The following is a 17,682-nucleotide window of genomic DNA, read 5'->3' on the forward strand; positions in this document are numbered from 1 at the left end:
CGCTTGCTGGAAGTCTGTCTCTGCGACTTTGCGGCGTATCCCGGTCATGGTAGACGGACTACGCGAAAGCTCCACGGATGCGCCGCGCGCTGACTGCTTACCTGGCGGTTCGCGAACCCTTGAGGCCGGATGCGTTGCTGGAGGCGCGCGCGAATGCGATCGCACGGGTCCTGCTCAATAGGGAACGGCAAGGCAGGCAGTGAACGTGTGTTGTCATTTTCTGTGTCGCGAACCGTCTGTCGCAAACCGTTCAAACTCGCCATGACGATGCGCGCGAGCGACTGCTTCAGCGCCAATTGGCACGTTTTCAAGGCGTTTCCCGGTGGTATGGAACTTGCCACTAGAGAAACGTCCATCCATCAGGAGCACGTCATGTCTGCTTCGCTCAATGCCCAAATCGCCGAAGTTTTCGACGAGCCGGGTTGCGACAAGAACCAAGGTAAGAGCGAGAAGGAACGCAAAAGGGGCTGCACGAAGCAGCTTTCGCCGGGTTCGGCCGCAGGCGGGTGCGCGTTCGACGGCGCGAAGATCGCTTTGCAGCCGGTGGTGGACGTCGCACACCTCGTGCACGGGCCGATTGCCTGCGAAGGTAACTCCTGGGACAACCGGCACGCCGCTTCGTCCGGTTCGCAACTCTATCGCACCGGCTTCACCACCGATATCAACGAACTCGACGTGGTGTACGGCGGCGAGAAGCGCCTGTTCAGGAGCGTGCGCGAAATCATCGAGAAATACGATCCGCCCGCAGTGTTCGTCTACCAGACCTGCGTCACTGCGCTGATCGGCGACGACATCGAGGCAGTCTGCAAGCGCGCCACCGAACAATTTGGCAAGCCGGTGATTCCGGTCATTTCCCCCGGTTTCGCCGGGCCGAAGAATCTGGGCAACAAGCTTGGCGGCGAGGCGATCCTCAACCATGTGATCGGCACGCGCGAGCCCGAGTACACGACGCCGTACGACATCAACGTGATTGGCGAATACAACCTGTCGGGCGAACTCTGGCAGACCAAGCCGCTGCTCGACGCGCTAGGCATCCGTATACTCTCGTGCATCTCCGGCGACGGGCGCTACAACGAGATAGCAAGTTCGCATCGCGCCAAGGTCAACATGATGGTCTGCTCGAAGTCGATGATCAACATCGCGACAAAGATGCAGCGGCGCTACGGCATCCCTTACTTCGAGGGCTCGTTCTATGGGATCGGCGATATGAGCGACACGCTGCGCCATATCGCCAGCCTGCTCGTGCAGCAGGGCGCGCCGGACGATCTGCTCGAGCGGACCGAGCGCCTGATCGCCGCCGAGGAAGCGCGCGCGTGGGAGCGCATCGCGCACTACAAGGCGCGCCTTACCGGCAAGCGGGTGTTGCTCATCACCGGTGGCGTGAAGTCTTGGTCGGTGGTTTCCGCGCTGCAGGAAGCAGGGCTTGAAATCGTCGGGACCAGCGTCAAGAAGAGCACTAAGGAAGACAAGGACAAGATCAGGGAGATCATGCGCGACGACGCCCACATGATCGACGGCATGACTCCGCGGGAGATGTACGCGATGCTCAGGGACGCGCGGGCCGACATCATGCTGTCGGGTGGCCGCTCACAGTTCGTCGCACTGAAGGCCCGCATACCGTGGCTCGACATCAATCAGGAACGCCACCACCCTTATGGCGGCTACGAGGGGATCGTCGAGCTGGTGCATGAGATCGACCGCGCGATCTACAACCCGGTGTGGCAACAGGTGCGGATCCCTGCTCCGTGGGGCGACGACGGGGGAGCGCTCGGTGTGATCCAGGCGCAAGCCGCACGCCCGCTGTCGAGCGCCGCGGGGTGGGGGCGATGAGCCTCGAACCCGGTGTACCGAACTGACGCCCCCGAACTCGAGAACATGCCATGGCCGATGTCGTCGAATCTATGAAAGCCTGTGCGGTCAATCCGCTCAAGATGAGCCAGCCGCTGGGCGCGAGCCTCGCGTTCCTTGGGCTCGATGCCTGCATGCCCGTGATGCACGGCTCGCAGGGCTGCACGTCGTTCGGCCTCGTGCTGCTGGTGCGCCATTTCAGGGAGGCGATCCCGCTGCAGACGACAGCCATGGACGAAGTCACCGCGGTGCTCGGCGGCTACGAGAACATCGAGGCCGCGCTGCTCAACATCCGCAAGCGCGCTGCGCCGAAGGTCATCGCGATCTGTTCAACAGGTCTCACCGAGACCGAGGGCGACGACGTGGACGGCTATCTCGTTACCGTGCGCAAGCGCAAGCCCGAACTCAACGACACTGAGATCGTCTATGTGTCGACCCCCGACTATGTCGGCGCATTCGAAGACGGCTACCGGCATGCGATTACCGGCATCGTCAACGCGCTGGTCAAGGCGTTGCCAACGGTGGCCAATCAGGTGACGTTGCTGCCCGGCAGCCATCTGTCGCCTGGCGATATCGACGAACTGCGCGAGGTCATCGAAGCGTTCGGCTTCGATGTCATCGTGCTGCCCGACATTTCCGGCTCGCTCGACGGCCATATCGCGCCGGACTGGCGCGGCACCACACTGGGCGGTACCACGCTCGCGGAGATCCGGGCCGCGGGTGCATCGGCATTTACGATCGGCGTGGGCGAGCAGACGCGCGACGGCGCCGAGGCATTGCATGCTATCGCCGGCACACCGTTCGAAGTGTTCGGGCGGCTCACCGGACTGGAACCCAACGATCGTCTGCTGCAATTGCTCGCGCAGCGCTCCGGACGACCCGTTCCCGCGAAATACCGGCGTCAGCGCAGCCAATTGCTCGATGCAATGCTAGACGGCCATTTCTACACCGGAGGCATCAAGGTCGCGATCGGCGCAGAGCCCGATCTGCTGTTCGCGGTCGGCAGCATGCTGCACGAGATGGGCGCGCAGTTGCGCTGCTGCATCAGCACGACGCGATCGCCCGCGCACGCGTTGCTGCCCGCTGATCAGGTCGTGATCGGCGATCTCGAAGACATGGAGCGCGCTGCGGCGGACTGCGACCTGCTGATCACCCATTCGCACGGCAGGCAGATGGCCGAGCACCTGCAAAAGCCGCTCTTCCGGATCGGTTTTCCGGTCTTCGACCGGGTTGGAAACGCACATCGACGCTACGTCGGCTACCGCGGCACGATGAACCTGATCTTTGAGATCGCCAACCTGATGATCGAGCAGATTCCGCATCACGATCCGGGCGACTGGCCGCTGCCGCAGGCCGCTATCGATCTGGCCGCGCGCGATCCGGCGCGCGAAGCGAACATTCCTGTCGTCGCGGCCGGTGCTTGACCCACCTAAAGGAGCACACAGCATGAAGATCGCGTTCGCCACCCAGGACAGGCAGTTCGTCGATGCGCATTTTGGCTGGGCGAGGAGCATCGTCACCTACAACGTCACACCGGACGGCTACCAGTTTGTCGAGGCGTTCGACTTTGGTGACAAGCTCGAAGAGGACGGCGACGAGGACAAGCTCGCGCCGAAGCTCGAAGCCGTCAAGGATTGCGCGATCCTGTACGTCGCCGCAATCGGCGGCTCGGCCGCGGCTCGAGTGGTTGCGCTGAAGATTCACCCGATCAAGGTGCCGCGGCCCGAGTCCATCGGGGAGATTCTCGGCAAGTTGCAACAGGTGCTGAAGGGCACGCCGCCGCCGTGGCTGCGCAAGGCGCTGGCGAAGGATGGCGAACGTGTATACGACTTTGAAGACGATGAGGTATCCCATGGCTGAATCATCCGCAATTCCGTCCAAGGCCAGCGACGAAATGCTGCTGGTCGCACCGTTCGTGCAGCAGCTCGTTAGGCAGTTGCGCGCGCAGGACACCCACGGCGTGTGGGACGGAAAGACCGACCTGCAACTGCTCAAGCCGTACATCCACACGCCGGAGGAACGCCGCGCGATTCCGATCATGGGCGACCCCGACCCCGAAACGCTGTGGCGGCTCGATCTTTTCTATAGCGCGATTGCGGTGGCGATCGAGCGTGAGACCGGCCACATGGTTTCGCCGATGATGAAGATGAGCCACGAGGGCTTCGGCCGCATGGTTTTGCTCGCGGGGCGGCTCGTTGTCGTCAACAAGCAGTTGCGCGACGTACACCGGTTCGGCTTCGCTTCGCTGGAGAAGCTCGCCGAGGCGGGCGCAAAGCTTCTCGACGAAGCGGTCGAGGTGATCCGGACGTACCCCGCCGTCGCACAGTACGGCGCCTGAAGGAATCGTGAGGGACCGAGACGATGAGCACCGATGCCGATGAACTCAAGGCGCACCTGAAGAAACTCAACGCGCAAGCGACCCAGGCGAAGTTGGACCTGCACGACCTCTCAGAGGAACTCCCGACCAACTGGGAGAACATTCTCGCTGTCGCCCAGCGCTGCCATGACGCCCACGCCGCGCTGATGACAGCCCGCACGGCTGCCGCTGCGGCAGCGGCCTGAACCAGCGAAGCCACGGAGCCACGTCATGAGCGATACCTTCAGCGTTACGCTGCCGAGCGGCGCCACCTGGACGCCGACCTTCGTCAACAGGCTCGACGAAGAAAAATGCATCGGTTGCGGACGCTGTTTCCGTGTCTGTCCGCGTGGCGTGCTGCAACTGGTCGGGCTTGACGAGGACGGCGCGCACATCGCGCTGGACGGCGACGGCGACGGTGAAGACGACGAGTACGAGAAGAAGGTGATGACTATCGTGCATCGGGAACTGTGCGTCGGCTGCACCGCGTGCGCGAAGATCTGCCCGAAAAAGTGCTACACGCACGCGGCGGCCGTTCTCTGAGCGATGCCACGATGAACGCCTATGCAACCCTGATGGCGTGCGCGGTGGATGCGGGTGATCCCACCGTGCTGGCGCTGGCCGGCGTGCTGTCGAGCGGGTTCGAGCACCACGGCGTTGATGTGCTGCCGATGCCCGGACTGGACGCCGACCAGACGCGCCGGATGCTCGCGCGCTGGTTCCCGGGTGCCGGGCCGGCGCTCGGTCTTACGTACGTCTTGTCGCCCGCCACGATGCCGCGTGATGACGAACTCGAAGATCTGGTGGCGTTGCTCAATCACCATGCCGATCCGCGCGCCGGCCCGGCAGACGAGGCGAACTGCGTGGCCCATGCCTTGGCCTGCGCGAGCCTCGGGCAAAACCACCTTTGGCAAGACCTGCTTCTGCCGTCGCGGCGCGAGCTGTCCGCGTTGATTAGCCGTTGGTTTCCGCGGCTGGCCGCGAAGAATACGCATGACATGAAGTGGAAGAAGTTCTTCTACAAGCAACTGTGCGAGCGCGAGGGCCTGTTCATCTGCAAGGCGCCGAGTTGTGGCGTCTGTTCGGATCATGCGCTTTGCTTTGGAGCGGAGTAGGCAAAAATGCCCGGCTCGCGCCCCCCGTTGAGCAGGTGCGTCGCCGGTCCGCTTTGCCAGGCTTCTTCGGTAGATTCACAGTGAGAGGGCGCAGGACTTGCTTAAGCATGCTCATCGTTATCTATTCAGGCATTCAACCGAGAAATCGAACCACAAACCTTACACATCTATGGATTCGTTCCGACCTGCTGCGTCCCCGGGGCCCCGCCCTCGCTGTACGCCCTGCACCCGGGTCTGCTGCCTGACGCTGCAATGGCCCGTTGCGCAGTCGCAGCAGCAAGGGCAGCGCGCCCGAGCATTGCCGCCCGCCTGCGTGCCCGCGCTGCCGCAATCGCTGCACCGGTTACTCGCGATCTGCGACGAAGCGGGGTTGCGCGATCTGGCGCTGTACCACTTGCAGCGGCTCAGGCTTATGCCGCTGTTTGCACGCCTCGATCACCGCTTCGATTGTGTCGCGTCGCGGGTGGCCGACTTCGTGGGCTGGGCGGAGCCGCTGTCCGAGCATCGGCTGGCGCCGCACGCTCGTCATGCCGGCCGGACGCGCTACACGTACGACACGGTGCGTAGCTGGTTTCTCACCCCGGCAGCGGGCGAACGGCTTGCGGGCCATGCCACGAGGCGCTCGCCATGAGACCCATGCCGCCTGCCGTTGCCGTAACGGTGCAATCCGAAGCGCAGCCCGTCATGAATCAGAACCGCGGCGCATGCCTTCCCGAAAGCAGTGCGAGCCTGTCGCTGGAGCGCGCGCGGGCACATGTCGCGACCCTGCAGCGCGAGTTGTTCGCGGTTGAGCAGGCGCTGCTCGACGGCCGCGCATTGACGCGCGCATTGAGCGGGCGTCGATGGGTTTATGTAGGCGGGCGGCCAAGCATCAACGCCGTGCTGCGTGCGCTGGTGGAAGCGGCCGGAGGCGAGTTCGTTCATCACACCGGGACCATCGACGACGATGGCCGTGCCGAAGGCTTCGCGGCTTTGCTGTCAGGCGCCTACCGGGTGCTGTGCCCATTGGATCTGATCGACCCGGACTCGCTGGTCGCGCTGCGGCGGTTGTGCGCGCGTCACCGCGCGCCGTGGTCCGCTTTGCGTTCGTCGAGCGTGACGAGCTTCATTGCGGGCGTGTTGCGGGCTCGGCCTGCCCAGCCGCACGGCGTGGTCGCAGCGTCGCGCTTCTGCCTGAGGCATGGCTGACGTCGTCATGACTTTACATAGCGCGAGATGTGGGCGCAAAACTGCCTTTGACGTGGTCTTTCCACGAGAGGGCCGGCCATGTCGGACTCCGCACAACGCTACGGCCTTTTCCTCAACGTCGAGAACCCCGACGGCGACGCGCGATGCACCTGACGCAAACCGTTCGTAATGCGCCTGCCGCCCAGACGTTCGGCTACCACGAGGTGTGGCTCGCCGAGCATAACTACAGGTCGTACGCGAACAGCAGCGCGCTGGCGCTGCTGTTCGGCCACATCGCGACTCGCTTCCGTTGCATATCGGGCTGCGGGGATATTGTCGGCGCATAAGGCGCGTGCGCGGATGCACGAAGCGTTCGCGTTGATATGACATGGTGATTTCCCACTCATTCGTACTGGCCATCGCAGCATTAAGACATGAGGCGTCGACGTAACAGCGCGACTGACAGGAAGAACGGCAACACCGTGCAAATGCAGAGAGCGCCAATATGCAGGGCAGCATAGCTCACCGGGCGTCCGAGCATCGGGGGACGGATAAGGTCGACGGAATGTGCCAGCGGTAAGAAGCGCGCTACGTCGCAAAAAACGGCAGGTAGCTTACTGATCGGGAAGATCACGCCGCTCAGGAGCACCATGGGCGTGAGGACGAGCGTTTGATAGAACACGAAGTAATCGTGACTGGGTGCAAGCGCCGCGAGGATCATCGCCAGACTCGCGAAGGCGAGGCCGGTCAGGGCGATGGCAGGCGATGCGTAGAGAATGGATGACCACGCGGCATAACCCAGCACGGTGGCTACCACCATGACGGCAATGCCGGCAAAAAAGGCCCTGGTGGCGGCCCATGCCAGTTCACCGAGAACGATATCGCCGAGCGTGAGCTGTGTACAGAGGATCGCTTCCCACATGCGCTGAACATGCATGCGAGAGAAAGCTGCGTAAATCGTTTCGAAGGTCGCGGAGGTCATTGCGCTCGTCGCGACCATACCCGCCGCGAGAAACGCGATATAAGATGCGCCATCGACGCGACCTACCATTATCCCGAAACCAAAGCCGAGGCCGAACAGATAAATCATAGGATCGGCAAGGTTACCGAGAATCGAGGCAAACGCGACTTTTTTCCATGCCAGATAGTTGTGACGCCACACTGCAACCCAGTTCCACACGTTCGCGGGCAGGGTTGCTGCATAAAAGTCTCTCATCGTTCACTCCTTTATCCCGCGCTTGGTTAACTGCAAAAAGGCATCCTCGAGGTTTGCTGGACGCTGTAAAAGGCGCAGCGCCGTGCGCCCGCGCAACTGTATGCACACCCGTTCCGGATCGGACACATAGCAGAAAAGGGCCTCCCCACTAACCTCGATACGCTGCGCGTGCGGCGCGATCAACGTGCGCAGCTCATGCGGATTGCCGCCGTGGATCTCGACCACGTGGCTCCCGATCTGTTCTGCGATCAGCGCGCGAGGCCCGCCTTCGGCGATCTTTCGCCCCTCCTCCAGCACACACAGTCGGTCGCACAGCCGCTCGGCCTCTTCCATGAAATGGGTGGTCAAGAGGATCGTCTTGCCGCGCGCCAACAGTGAACGCAGGCTTTCCCAGATCAGGTGGCGCGCATGAGGGTCGAGACCTGTTGTAGGCTCGTCCATGACCAACAACTGTGGATCGTTGATCAGCGCGCGTGCCAGCATTAGCCGCCGCTTCATGCCGCCGGATAGTTCGGTGACGCGCGCATCGACCTTGCTTTCGAGGCGGGCGAATTCGAGCAGCGACGGCACGATCGCTTCAATTTCACGTGTGCTCATGCCGAAGTAGCGGCCAAACACCAGAAGGTTCTCGCGCACGGTGAACCCGGGCTCGAGGTTGTCGAATTGTGGCACCACGCCAATGCGCATACGTGCCGAGCGAGCGCGCGCCGGCACTGGCTCCCCGAGCACGATGATCTTGCCTGCGTCGGGCGGCACCATGCCGAGCACCATACGCACCGTCGTGCTCTTGCCCGCGCCATTTGGCCCTAGCAGACCGAAACACTCTCCAGGCGCGACGCTGAACGACAATCCGTCGACTACGATCTTGTCGCCATATGACTTCCTTACGCTGGCGAAGCTGATTGCTGCTTTGGACATGGGGATAAGAAGGAAAATTACGCGCTCGTCTTAGAGAAAAAGAAGCCGTTCTGCTGCCGCGGCCCGATTGAAAACGCCCTGGCCGATAGAAGATCGTCGCTTGCCATGCGGAAGAGTTACTGACAATGGAGTACTAGGATTCCGGTGAATGCACTCGCGTTGGGAAGACGGCAATTGAGCCATTGCGTGAGACGATCGCACTCAAGCGGACGACTACCGACGGTGAGCGATTCTGGGGTGGCGCAATATTCGAGATCCTATATGTCCGATTAACTAATTGCCATCGGATGCTTCGTCAAAAGTTGCTAATGTTGAAGACTCACACGCGTGATCCGGTCGACGGTGCGGAGTCGCAGCGCTTGACGCTGAAGTCACGTTCGGCTTTGTAACCGGATCCGGAGTCTCGAGCTGTTTTTCTCGAACGTTCGATACGTTGCCTGCAGAGCCACGGGACAGCCAATCGCTATTGCTCAATGTGCACAGCGCATAGGCTTTCAGCGGGAGCAAGAGAAAGAGGTTAATAGGTGTGTGAAGAGAAAAGCCAAGAAATCGAATCTGGCGAGCGCGAACCGATGCCACGCTACAGCGGATCATGGTCAATGATGCGATTATCAGGGCAGTCCACCACGGCACTGTCGCTGTCAATGCGAGCTGCGCGAGCCCCGCTAGGACCGAAAAGGCGAGAAATAGCGAGCCCAGATTCAGTCCGATCACGTCCAGCGTAAGGTAGCGATCGAGACAGGGCAGCAGGCGCAGCGAAAGCAACGTGTCCCGATAAGTACTGCGCGCCCAGCGCAGTTGTTGGCGCAGATACGCCCCCAGTCTGTCCGGAACGACTGTCGCCGCAATGGCGTCCGGAACGTACTCGGTCCGATAACCTGCGGTCAGCATGAGAATTGTGAGATGGCGGTCCTCGCCGAAGTCGCTCCGCTTCCCGCGAAAAAATTGTGTCTCGTACTGGTCTAATAGCAAAAGAAGCACGGACCGTCGGTATATGGTACATGGACCGCAGCAACACATAACGGCGCCGAAGCGAGCCTGGGCCGCGCGTTCTTCGTTGCAAGCCAACCAGTACTCCATATCGATCAGGCGGGTCAGCCAGGTGTCGCTCCGGTTGCTGGCCGTCAACTGCCCCATGGCGGCGCCTATCGTCCTATCTCGCATTGTCAATACAAGCTTCTTGACGACATCGGGTGCCAGCGTCGTGTCCGAGTCGACGTTGAGTACCAGTTCCCCGGATGAAGAGCGTATCGCGGCGATCTGTGCCTTGCGCTTTCCCATATTTTGGGGAAGCGCAATGAAGTTGAATCTCGGGTCGCGCGTGTACGCATCGTATACCGGCCTCACGGCGTCGAGATTGCCAGAGCCGTCGTCGACCACATAGACCCGCAGTTTTCCGGCGTAGTCCTGGTTTGCAATGGACTCCAGGCACGCCGAGAGCGTGCTCGGTCGCTCGTTAAAGCACGGCACGATGACGTCCACGTCCGGCAGAAAGTTGGAGTCGGCGGCATTGGGCGACTTCGCCGGACCACTCGTCGGTAGGCCATGGAGGGCCTGTGCGCTTTTGTAAACAGTCGAGAGTAGTGTATACAACAAAACTGCGGCAGTGTTGATTGTGGCAATGGCATTCATAGATGTCGGTTTGGCCAGTGTGGTTGGGGTAGCGAGCTGATTACAAATCCGCAGTCATGCAGTTCTGGAATCAGGCGGGAAAGCGCCATGAGGGTCTGGTCGCGCAGCCCAGCATGACAGCACCGTCCTGACTCGCCGGGAGGACATCCGTCGTGCAAGAGCACAATTGCGCCAGGCCGGACAGAGGCCAGCACTGCGCTGACAATCGCATCGACGCCGGGGCGAGACCAGTCACGCGGGTCGACCGACCAGTCAAGAGCCGCCAGCCCCGCCTTTGCCGTTTCAACGACCACTTCGTCCGTCCATATTCCGTAAGGGGCACGCATATGCCGAACTGTGGCCTGGGGACACGCCATCCGGATGATCCTGTTCGCGTCCAATATTTCGCGTCGTACTTCATCAGGTTCGCATCCAGACAAATCCGGATGAGTCATCGTGTGATTGGCAATCTCGTGTCCGTCCGCGATCATTCGCTGGATCAGCTTCGGGTGGTCCTCTACGTACGCACCGATGACGCAGAACGTTGCTGGCACCCGGTGTTCTGCCAGCACATCGAGGACGTCCGGTGTGCAAAGTGGATTAGGGCCGTCGTCAAACGTCAAGTAGACGTCGCGACGTCCGGCGCGATCGTGGCACTCGTCGCGCGCCTCGGATACGCAATCGAGGACCTTCACAGATCTGGCCCGTTTCGTTCAATTATCGAGCCAGTAGGCGGCTCCACGGTCGATCGTCCCATCCGGAAGGCCGCGACGGGCACGGTTTCGGTAAGCTTAGGTGGCGTGTCGAGAGATACATCCGAAAGTGTGGGCATCATGGATGACATACCTAAATCTGTCGTACTACTTAGGTTTATAAATATGAAGTATTCGATCAATCAACTTCGATTTCCATTTCCGCGACGACGGGTTTCACTGTGCAACACACCAATTGATTTGTAAAATCGATTGTGTTTATACCTTTCATCTATAACGTGGATACGTTGAGAAATGCGTTTTACAGTAAGTGGATGAAATGGATGTTAGATCTTGCCCAACCCAAATGATCGTTGGGCGTGTGTGCAGTTCGCGATGACCGTCCCGACGGTGTCGGACAGAATCGCGCAGATGGTAGCCAAACGATATCTGAAACCCGTCGAGAAGCCGGTGTTTCAGTAGGATGGCTAAGGATATCGTCCTGGCCGGTCGGCGCATTAAGCACTTTCGGCTGCACGGCAGCGATGCTGGCGTTACGCTTGGGTGCTCGATCTCGACATCGAGGGGTTCTTGACCATGTTGATCACGAACTCATGATGGAAGCGGTGCGGCAGCATGCTCGTTGCACATGGGTGGAGGTGTACGTGGAACGCTGGTTTAAGGCGCCAATGATGAGGGGGCAGGAAATGGTGTCGCGGACGCAGGGCACGCCGCAAGGTGGTGTCGTCAGCCCGGTACTGTTTAATCTCTATATGCATTATGCCTTTGATACCTCGATGGCGAGGCACTTTCCGGATACGTCCTTCGTGCGGTAGGCCGACGATGGATTGGTCCACTGTAAAAGCGAAGCCGAAGCCAGACGGTTGCATGCGGCAATCGGTGCGCGTCTAAAGGCCTGTGGCCCGGAATTGCGTCCTGAGAAGTCGAGGATCGTGTACTGCCGGAATGGGTATCGCAAGAAGGACTATCCCAACACGAGCCTTGACTTTCTCGGATACACCTTCCGCGGTCGGCTGGCCAAAAGCAAGCGCGGCATTTACTTCGACAGCTTCAGTCCTGCGCTCAGTAGCAAGGCCGCGAAACGCATCCGCGAGCAAATGCGGGTGTGGAGTATCGGCCGCTGGACGGATGCTGCGTTCGAAGATATTGCACAGTGGGTCAATTCCACCTTGCGAGGATGGTGGAATTACTACGCGGCGTTCTATATGAGCGTGTTCAAGCGTGTGATAGGCCACCTCAACGACATTCTGGCGAAATGGGCGGTGCGGAAGTACCGCCGTTTCAAGCGAAGTCGCGCTAGGGCCCGGATATGGCTCAGGCGATTGGTGGAACGTGCCCCGGGCGTCCTGTACCACTGGAAGCTGGGGGTATTGCCATCGGCTGGATGACAAGAGCCGCATGAACCGAGAGGTTCACGTACGTGATCTGTGAGGGCTCGGCGGGGAAGTTCCGCCGGGCTACTCGACACTTCGCCAAGGAGTCGATGTGAAGTACGCGTTCATCGAGCGCTATCGACGCCACTGGCCGGTCTCGGTGCTATGCGAAGTGCTGGGAGTCAGTACAAGCGGATATCAGCAGCGCCGGCAACGCACTGCACAGAGGCCAAGCCGCCCCGGGGCCGCGTGAGTAACGACGCACTGCTCGCAAACCTCAAGGCGATTCACACGCAGACCAAGGGAGAGTACGGCTGGCCTCGCATGTGGAAGGAACTGCTCACGCAAGGCGTGCGCGTGGGCAAAGAGCTGGTTCGCAAGCTGACGGCGCAGCATGGCATTCGAGCCCGCCACAAGCGCAAGTAAATTGCGACGACGAACTCGAACCATCAATGGCGTGGTTCCGGCGCCGTGCTGACGCCGGCGTAATTATGCATAGAGACCGGGGCAGCTATTACGTGATCATCGCCGCAGCAGGACATGATACGGTTTCGTCGTCCATATCGGTCGCGATGTGGGCGTTGAACCGCTTCCCTGAGCTATTGCCGCGACTACAGGCGGATCGTTCGCTGATTCCGCAGTTTATCGATGAAACCCTTCGCTACGCATCGCCGGTGCGTCATTTCATGCGCACAGCGACTGCCGACACCAACGTCCGGGGTCGGACAATCCGCAAGGGCGATTGGCTGATGCTCCGCTATGGCTCGGCAAATCGTGACGAGCAAGTCTCCCCTGAGCCGTTCGCATTCAATTTCGACCGCAAACCGAACCGGCATCTCGCTTTCAGCGTCGGCGCCCACGTGTGCCTGGGTCAGCATCTCCGGTACCGGCAAGCGGATGCGGCGCATCGGTATCGTCGCGCTCGCACGCCGTCTGGCGATCGCCCTGTGGCGTTATCTCGAGTACGGCGAGATCCCCGTTGGCGCGATACTCAAGCCGCGCGACGTCAACACCGTGAGGGCCTGAATGATTGAATGACGTCGGATGCAGCAACAGCATCTAAAGGTCAACGCGCCCGAAACACGCTCGGGCTACCCACTGCGGGAGGCCGTTTCCCTAGATGGGGCGCCGTCGGTAACAGGGTAGCTCCAGCGCTTCGCGCACGCGGCATGAGGTGACCGGCCTGTCAGGTCGGCACGGATAGAAGGTCGACCCGGCACTGACCGGCCAACAGATACCCTGACCTGAATGACATTGACATGCCAGGCTGCAACAAGGCTTACGCGATGAGCGTCGGTACCGTCCTTCACGCACCGGTCTTTAGCGCCAGCCTGCGTCTGGTCATGGTAAGTGATCGCGCAGGCTGGCGGTAGAGACCGAACAAGGAGGCTTACATCGCATAACAGAATGTTGATCGTGAACCGGGCTTGACTTTCAGTTCCCCATAGAAGAGCGTGTTAGGAACTTTGAGCGCGACCTGGTATCCTAGAGGAATGAAAAAGGCAGACCGCAAAGGGTATCCAACTGATGTGTCGGACGAAGAATGGAGTTTCGCGGCACCGTATCTGACGTTGATGGACGTCGAGGCGCCCCAGCGCAAATACGAGCTGCGCGACATGTTTGACGCATTGCGCTGGATGGCTCGTGCCGGCGCGCCGTGGAGGATGCTGCCCAATGATTTTCCACCGTGGGAACTGGTGTATCAGCAAACTCAACGTTGGTTGCAGGCCGGCTGCTTCGAGAGCATGGTGAGCGACCTGCGCTCGCTGATACGCCTGGCCCTAGCCGTCGGGGACAGCCCAGTGCGGTCATTCTCGATGGGCGCACGATACAGTCGACCTGCGAGAGCGGCCCGCGTGCGGGCTATGACGGTTATAAGCGCAAACGCCGCAGCAAGGTACACATTGCGGTGGACATAATGCGACAGTTGCTGGCGGTACACGTGACACCAGCCAATGAACAGGAAGGCGCGGAGGTAGCAGAGCTTGCGCGCCAGGTCCAGCAGGTAACGAGGCGCACGGTTAAGGTGGTCTTGGCCGACAAGGGATACACGGGTAAAGAGCCAGCGCAGGCAGCACTGGACGAAGACATTGAACTGCAGGTGATCAAACGGGGGTGTCCGGAATTTTGTGTAAACGGGTTGAGGTTTAACCCGGCACCAGCCGCTCTTCGAACTGGATCGTGAAGCGGTTCAGTGCGGCCTTCCAGTCGCGGATCGGCATCGTCCACTTCTTGCTGATGTTGTTCAGGGCCAGGTAAAACAGCTTGGTGACGGCCTCATCGGTCGGGAACGAGCTGCGGGTCTTGATCACCTTGCGCAGGCTCATGTTGATCGATTCTATGGCATTCGTGGTGTAAATCACCTTCCTGATCTCCGGTGGGTAATCGAAGAACGGAATCACACGTGCCCAGTTGCGTCGCCAGCTCTGTCCGATGGACGGATAGTCCTTGTCCCACCTGGCCTCGAAGGCGCCCAGCATCTGTTCGGCCAGTTCGAGGGTCGATGAAGTGTAAATCGTCTTCAGGTCGGCGGCGACTTCCTGCTGCATTTTCCACGGCACGAAGTTCAGACTGTTGCGCACCATATGCACGATGCACAGTTGCACGGCCGCTTTTGGGTAGACCGCTTCGATGGCTTCAGGAAAGCCTTTAAGCCCGTCGACGCAGGCGATAAAGATGTCCTGCACGCCGCGCGTCTTCAGCTCAGTGACCACCTGCAGCCAGAACTTGGCCCCCTCGGTCTGGGCGATCCACAGGCCCAGGACTTCCTTGTGGCCGGCCATGTTCACGCCGATGGCCAGGTACACCGCCTTGGTCCGCACCGCGCCGCTGTCGCGCGCTTTGACGTGAATGCAGTCGAGATAGACAATCGGATAAAGCACGTCGAGCGCACGGGCCTGCCAGACCTTCACCTCATCACTGACGGCGTCGGTGACCGCCGAGACCAGCGTCGGCGAGACCTCCGTGCCGTACATTTCTTCCAGGTGCCCCTGGATCTCGCGCACGCTCAGGCCACGCGCATACAGCGAAATGATCTTGTCATCGAAGCCCGTCCAGCGCGTCTGATGGCGCTCCACCAGCTTCGGCTCGAACGCCCCCTGACGGTCGCGCGGGATATTGAGCGGCAACTCGCCAAACTCCCCCTGCAGCGTCTTGGCGCTATGGCCATTACGGGTGTTGCCCGTGGCATTGGTCACCGTTTCGCTTTTGCCATGGCCCAGGTGTTCGGACATCTCCGTCTCTAACGCACGCTCCACCAGCATCTTGGTAAGCTGCTTGAGCAGGCCGTTCTCGCCTATCAGGTCTTCCGGCTTCTGGTAATTCGCCAGCAGGCTGTCTGCCAGCTTGACGAGTTCAGCATCGGGTTTCTCTCTTTTATTGCGTTTCGCTACGGTCATCTATGCTCCTGTTGCTGGCAGTCTCCTGCCAAATGACCGTTTACACAAAACTTTTTACACCCTCGATCAAACTCGAGGAGACGAAAAAAGTCTTTGTACTGCTGCCCCGGCGATGGGTGGTCGAGTGCAGCTTTGGCTGGCTCAACCGCTTCCGCCGTCTCGCACGTGACTATGAGCGGCTACCCGAAACTCTCGCCGGGCTTCATTTCGTCGTCTTCCCAATGCTCATGCTCGTCCATGCCGTGCCAGTACTTCAAAGTTCCTAACACGCTCTAACGTGAAACAACCCGCGAAGTGTGATTTCGACAGGATGAACTTGAGTCAACTCGCGGACATCAGGCATGAAGTCGCCCCTTGCAGAACTACTGATCGCTCTGTCAATTGCCCTCACATCATATAAGGCCATGCCGAATTGATGGTGCAACTCCACACGTGTCGCTGAGGTCAATAGCGCGCCGAACCTGAGGGCAGCTGTCTCTGTAATGGTCGACCTGACGAAGCTGCGCACGCATGGAGTGGGAGCACACCGGACGCGTGATGCGATTTGCTCCAGCGTATCAACCAGCTCTTTCTACTTTACTCCCCGTACACCATTTCCGACTTTAGCTCTGCGCCAGCGGTGTTGATCAAACGGAAAAATGAAGTAGTCGCGCACGTTTGAGCGGTTCGGGCTGGTCGCGGAGGCCAACTTCCGGCACTCATCCTTTTTCGGCCAGTAACTCGTGCGAAAAATAGTGTCCCAGATGGTCGTAAAGAACCCATAGTTTCGGTGCCGAAGATGCAGTTCCAATCGCCTTCGTCGTTGGCAACGTTACGTTCTCGCCGCCGCAACCCGTCTGCGCCTGCGGCATCACCATCACTCGTGGGCGCACCGCCGCCACCTGCGGGCGGTATGCGAGCGTCATGATCGCATAGAGCAGCGAGCCGCCGAAAGGCGGCCGTGTGGCCGCCAGTGCGCGCGAGGCCGGGTCAATGTTCAACTCAGTGCAGTCGGCGGTGAGGCCCCTCAAGAGCGTCGTTGCGACAGATCGGGCGAGATCCCGGCCCATTGAGGTTGCACCGAGCAGCAGAATCTCGGGGCGGTACTTGTTGACCAGGTCGGTCAGCCCCTTCGTGAACGGTTTGTTGCGATAGCCGAGCGACACAGGGTCGTGAATCACATACGCTTTGTCCGCGCCGAAACTGAACGCCTCACTGGCAAACTGCTCAAGCGGCTCGTCGGTACCGCCGAGCACGGCCACAGCGACACGACTGCCGACTTTGTCGGCGGGCTTGCGCGCCTCACCGAGCAGCTCCCACGACACGCTATGCACGTGGCCGTGGTCGTGCTCGAGAAAGACCCAGACACCCTGGTAGGCTTTCAGATGTTCGGGCAGATCGAGGTTACGGCCGGCGGCCCGTTTGACCGGCGCGGACGGCTTCTTTTCAGAGGCAGCGGGCGAGTTCATGAGGCCCTCTTCATCAACAGGTCCGCCTCCAATGTCGGATGGCGAGCAAATATCTTGTGCACGAGTTTCAGCGACACGTCGCGCAGACTGGACGCGTCCAATTCGAGCATCTCGGCCTTTTCGTCGCGCGGCGTCGGCGCGAACACTTTGCTGACCACGGTAGGTGAACCTTTCAGCCCGATCTTGCTCACGTCCTCAATGCCGGCCTGCTCGCGATTCCATTTGCGCACCGGGAATCCAGCCGCGTGGATCATCGCGGGCAGTGTCGCGAAGCGCAGCTCGTTCGTATTCTCGAGCATCGTCACGAGACAGGGCAGTGCGGTTTTCAATACTTGCACACCGCCTTCGGCGCGGCGCTCGACTACGATCGTGCGCGCGTCGAGGTCAGTCTCGACGATCCGGGATACATACGTGAGCAACTGGACGCCCAATCGCATCGCGATAGCGGGGCCGACCTGGGCAGTGTCGCCATCGATGGTCTGCTTGCCGGCGAAGATGATGTCCACTGCCTGTGCATTT

17 protein-coding genes and 6 pseudogenes are annotated in these 17,682 nt (G+C 60.4%); 16 read left to right on the top strand and 7 right to left on the bottom strand.

Annotated features, from left to right (window positions below; translation table 11 throughout):
• The first annotated feature begins 372 nt into the window (after positions 1–372).
• The 10 genes from nifE (at position 373) to B0G81_RS45190 (ending at position 6,833) form a co-directional block, all read left to right on the top strand.
• On the top strand, positions 373–1,830 hold the full coding sequence (gene nifE / locus B0G81_RS41215) for a nitrogenase iron-molybdenum cofactor biosynthesis protein NifE (protein WP_106285725.1): 1,458 nt from the start codon (positions 373–375) through the stop codon (positions 1,828–1,830).
• Between the two features lie 50 nt (positions 1,831–1,880).
• A complete protein-coding gene (nifN, locus tag B0G81_RS41220) occupies positions 1,881–3,272 on the top strand; it encodes a nitrogenase iron-molybdenum cofactor biosynthesis protein NifN (protein ID WP_106314628.1) in 1,392 nt (463 codons plus the stop codon).
• 22 nt (positions 3,273–3,294) lie between these two features.
• Entirely contained in the window at positions 3,295–3,708 is a 414-nt protein-coding gene (gene nifX, locus B0G81_RS41225; protein ID WP_106285694.1) for a nitrogen fixation protein NifX, read from the top strand.
• Positions 3,701–4,186: a NifX-associated nitrogen fixation protein gene (locus tag B0G81_RS41230; protein WP_106285695.1), complete on the top strand. Its 486-nt coding sequence runs from the start codon at positions 3,701–3,703 to the stop codon at positions 4,184–4,186. The genes nifX and B0G81_RS41230 overlap by 8 nt, the downstream gene beginning before the upstream one ends.
• A 23-nt stretch (positions 4,187–4,209) precedes the next feature.
• Positions 4,210–4,410: a CCE_0567 family metalloprotein gene (locus tag B0G81_RS41235; protein WP_106285696.1), complete on the top strand. Its 201-nt coding sequence runs from the start codon at positions 4,210–4,212 to the stop codon at positions 4,408–4,410.
• 25 nt (positions 4,411–4,435) lie between these two features.
• Positions 4,436–4,747 (top strand): ferredoxin III, nif-specific, encoded by a 312-nt coding sequence (fdxB, locus tag B0G81_RS41240; protein ID WP_134143846.1) that lies wholly within the window; start codon positions 4,436–4,438, stop codon positions 4,745–4,747.
• 11 nt (positions 4,748–4,758) lie between these two features.
• Positions 4,759–5,319 (top strand): nitrogen fixation protein NifQ, encoded by a 561-nt coding sequence (locus tag B0G81_RS41245; RefSeq protein WP_106285698.1) that lies wholly within the window; start codon positions 4,759–4,761, stop codon positions 5,317–5,319.
• Between the two features lie 298 nt (positions 5,320–5,617).
• Positions 5,618–5,950: a hypothetical protein gene (locus tag B0G81_RS44275; protein ID WP_243856886.1), complete on the top strand. Its 333-nt coding sequence runs from the start codon at positions 5,618–5,620 to the stop codon at positions 5,948–5,950.
• A gap of 53 nt (positions 5,951–6,003) precedes the next feature.
• Entirely contained in the window at positions 6,004–6,507 is a 504-nt protein-coding gene (locus B0G81_RS41255) for a DUF2325 domain-containing protein (RefSeq protein ID WP_243856887.1), read from the top strand.
• Positions 6,508–6,650: 143 nt separating this feature from the next.
• Positions 6,651–6,833 carry a hypothetical protein gene (locus B0G81_RS45190; RefSeq protein ID WP_243856888.1) on the top strand — a complete coding sequence of 61 codons (183 nt, stop codon included), beginning with the start codon at positions 6,651–6,653 and terminating at the stop codon, positions 6,831–6,833.
• An 80-nt stretch (positions 6,834–6,913) separates the two neighbouring features.
• On the opposite strand, the gene B0G81_RS41265 is transcribed toward B0G81_RS45190, so the two are convergent.
• The 4 genes from B0G81_RS41265 to nodB all read right to left on the bottom strand — a co-directional run bounded on the left by B0G81_RS41265 (position 6,914) and on the right by nodB (position 10,926).
• On the bottom strand, positions 6,914–7,702 hold the full coding sequence (locus B0G81_RS41265; RefSeq protein ID WP_106314629.1) for an ABC transporter permease: 789 nt from the start codon (positions 7,700–7,702) through the stop codon (positions 6,914–6,916).
• Positions 7,703–7,705: 3 nt separating this feature from the next.
• A complete protein-coding gene (gene nodI, locus B0G81_RS41270) occupies positions 7,706–8,620 on the bottom strand; it encodes a nodulation factor ABC transporter ATP-binding protein NodI (RefSeq protein ID WP_106314630.1) in 915 nt (304 codons plus the stop codon).
• 273 nt (positions 8,621–8,893) lie between these two features.
• Complete coding sequence (nodC, locus tag B0G81_RS41275) at positions 8,894–10,252, bottom strand: chitooligosaccharide synthase NodC (RefSeq protein WP_106285702.1); 1,359 nt, start codon at positions 10,250–10,252, stop codon at positions 8,894–8,896.
• Positions 10,249–10,926, bottom strand: coding sequence for a chitooligosaccharide deacetylase NodB (gene nodB, locus B0G81_RS41280; RefSeq protein ID WP_106285703.1), 678 nt, complete (start codon positions 10,924–10,926; stop codon positions 10,249–10,251). Before nodB ends, nodC begins: the two co-directional genes overlap by 4 nt.
• A gap of 662 nt (positions 10,927–11,588) precedes the next feature.
• On the opposite strand from nodB, the gene B0G81_RS45700 reads away from it, so the two are divergent.
• The 5 genes and pseudogenes from B0G81_RS45700 to B0G81_RS41310 all read left to right on the top strand — a co-directional run.
• A complete protein-coding gene (locus tag B0G81_RS45700; RefSeq protein WP_347877484.1) occupies positions 11,589–11,759 on the top strand; it encodes a hypothetical protein in 171 nt (56 codons plus the stop codon).
• 48 nt (positions 11,760–11,807) lie between these two features.
• Positions 11,808–12,332, top strand: a complete 525-nt coding sequence (locus B0G81_RS41295) for a group II intron maturase-specific domain-containing protein (protein WP_134143849.1) — start codon at positions 11,808–11,810, stop codon at positions 12,330–12,332.
• A 79-nt stretch (positions 12,333–12,411) separates the two neighbouring features.
• Positions 12,412–13,198 (top strand): annotated as a pseudogene (locus B0G81_RS45195) (IS3 family transposase); the annotation flags it as partial.
• A gap of 1 nt (position 13,199) precedes the next feature.
• A pseudogene (locus B0G81_RS45200) lies at positions 13,200–13,343 on the top strand (IS110 family transposase); the annotation flags it as partial.
• Between the two features lie 467 nt (positions 13,344–13,810).
• Positions 13,811–14,427 (top strand): annotated as a pseudogene (locus B0G81_RS41310) (IS5 family transposase); the annotation flags it as partial.
• Positions 14,428–14,464: 37 nt separating this feature from the next.
• On the opposite strand, the gene B0G81_RS41315 reads toward B0G81_RS41310, so the two are convergent.
• Positions 14,465–15,715, bottom strand: a complete 1,251-nt coding sequence (locus B0G81_RS41315) for an IS256 family transposase (protein ID WP_106314916.1) — start codon at positions 15,713–15,715, stop codon at positions 14,465–14,467.
• 65 nt (positions 15,716–15,780) lie between these two features.
• On the opposite strand from B0G81_RS41315, the pseudogene B0G81_RS41320 reads away from it, so the two are divergent.
• Positions 15,781–15,981, top strand: a pseudogene (locus B0G81_RS41320) (transposase); the annotation flags it as partial.
• A 552-nt stretch (positions 15,982–16,533) separates the two neighbouring features.
• Here the strand turns inward: B0G81_RS41320 and B0G81_RS41330 are convergent.
• Positions 16,534–17,163, bottom strand: a pseudogene (locus B0G81_RS41330) (electron transfer flavoprotein subunit alpha); the annotation flags it as partial.
• Positions 17,160–17,675: pseudogene (locus B0G81_RS41335) on the bottom strand (nitrogen fixation protein FixA); the annotation flags it as partial. The pseudogenes B0G81_RS41335 and B0G81_RS41330, both read right to left, overlap by 4 nt.
• Between the last annotated feature and the right edge of the window lie 7 nt (positions 17,676–17,682).

The organism is Paraburkholderia sp. BL6665CI2N2 (assembly GCF_004366535.1).
Lineage (GTDB): Bacteria > Pseudomonadota > Gammaproteobacteria > Burkholderiales > Burkholderiaceae > Paraburkholderia.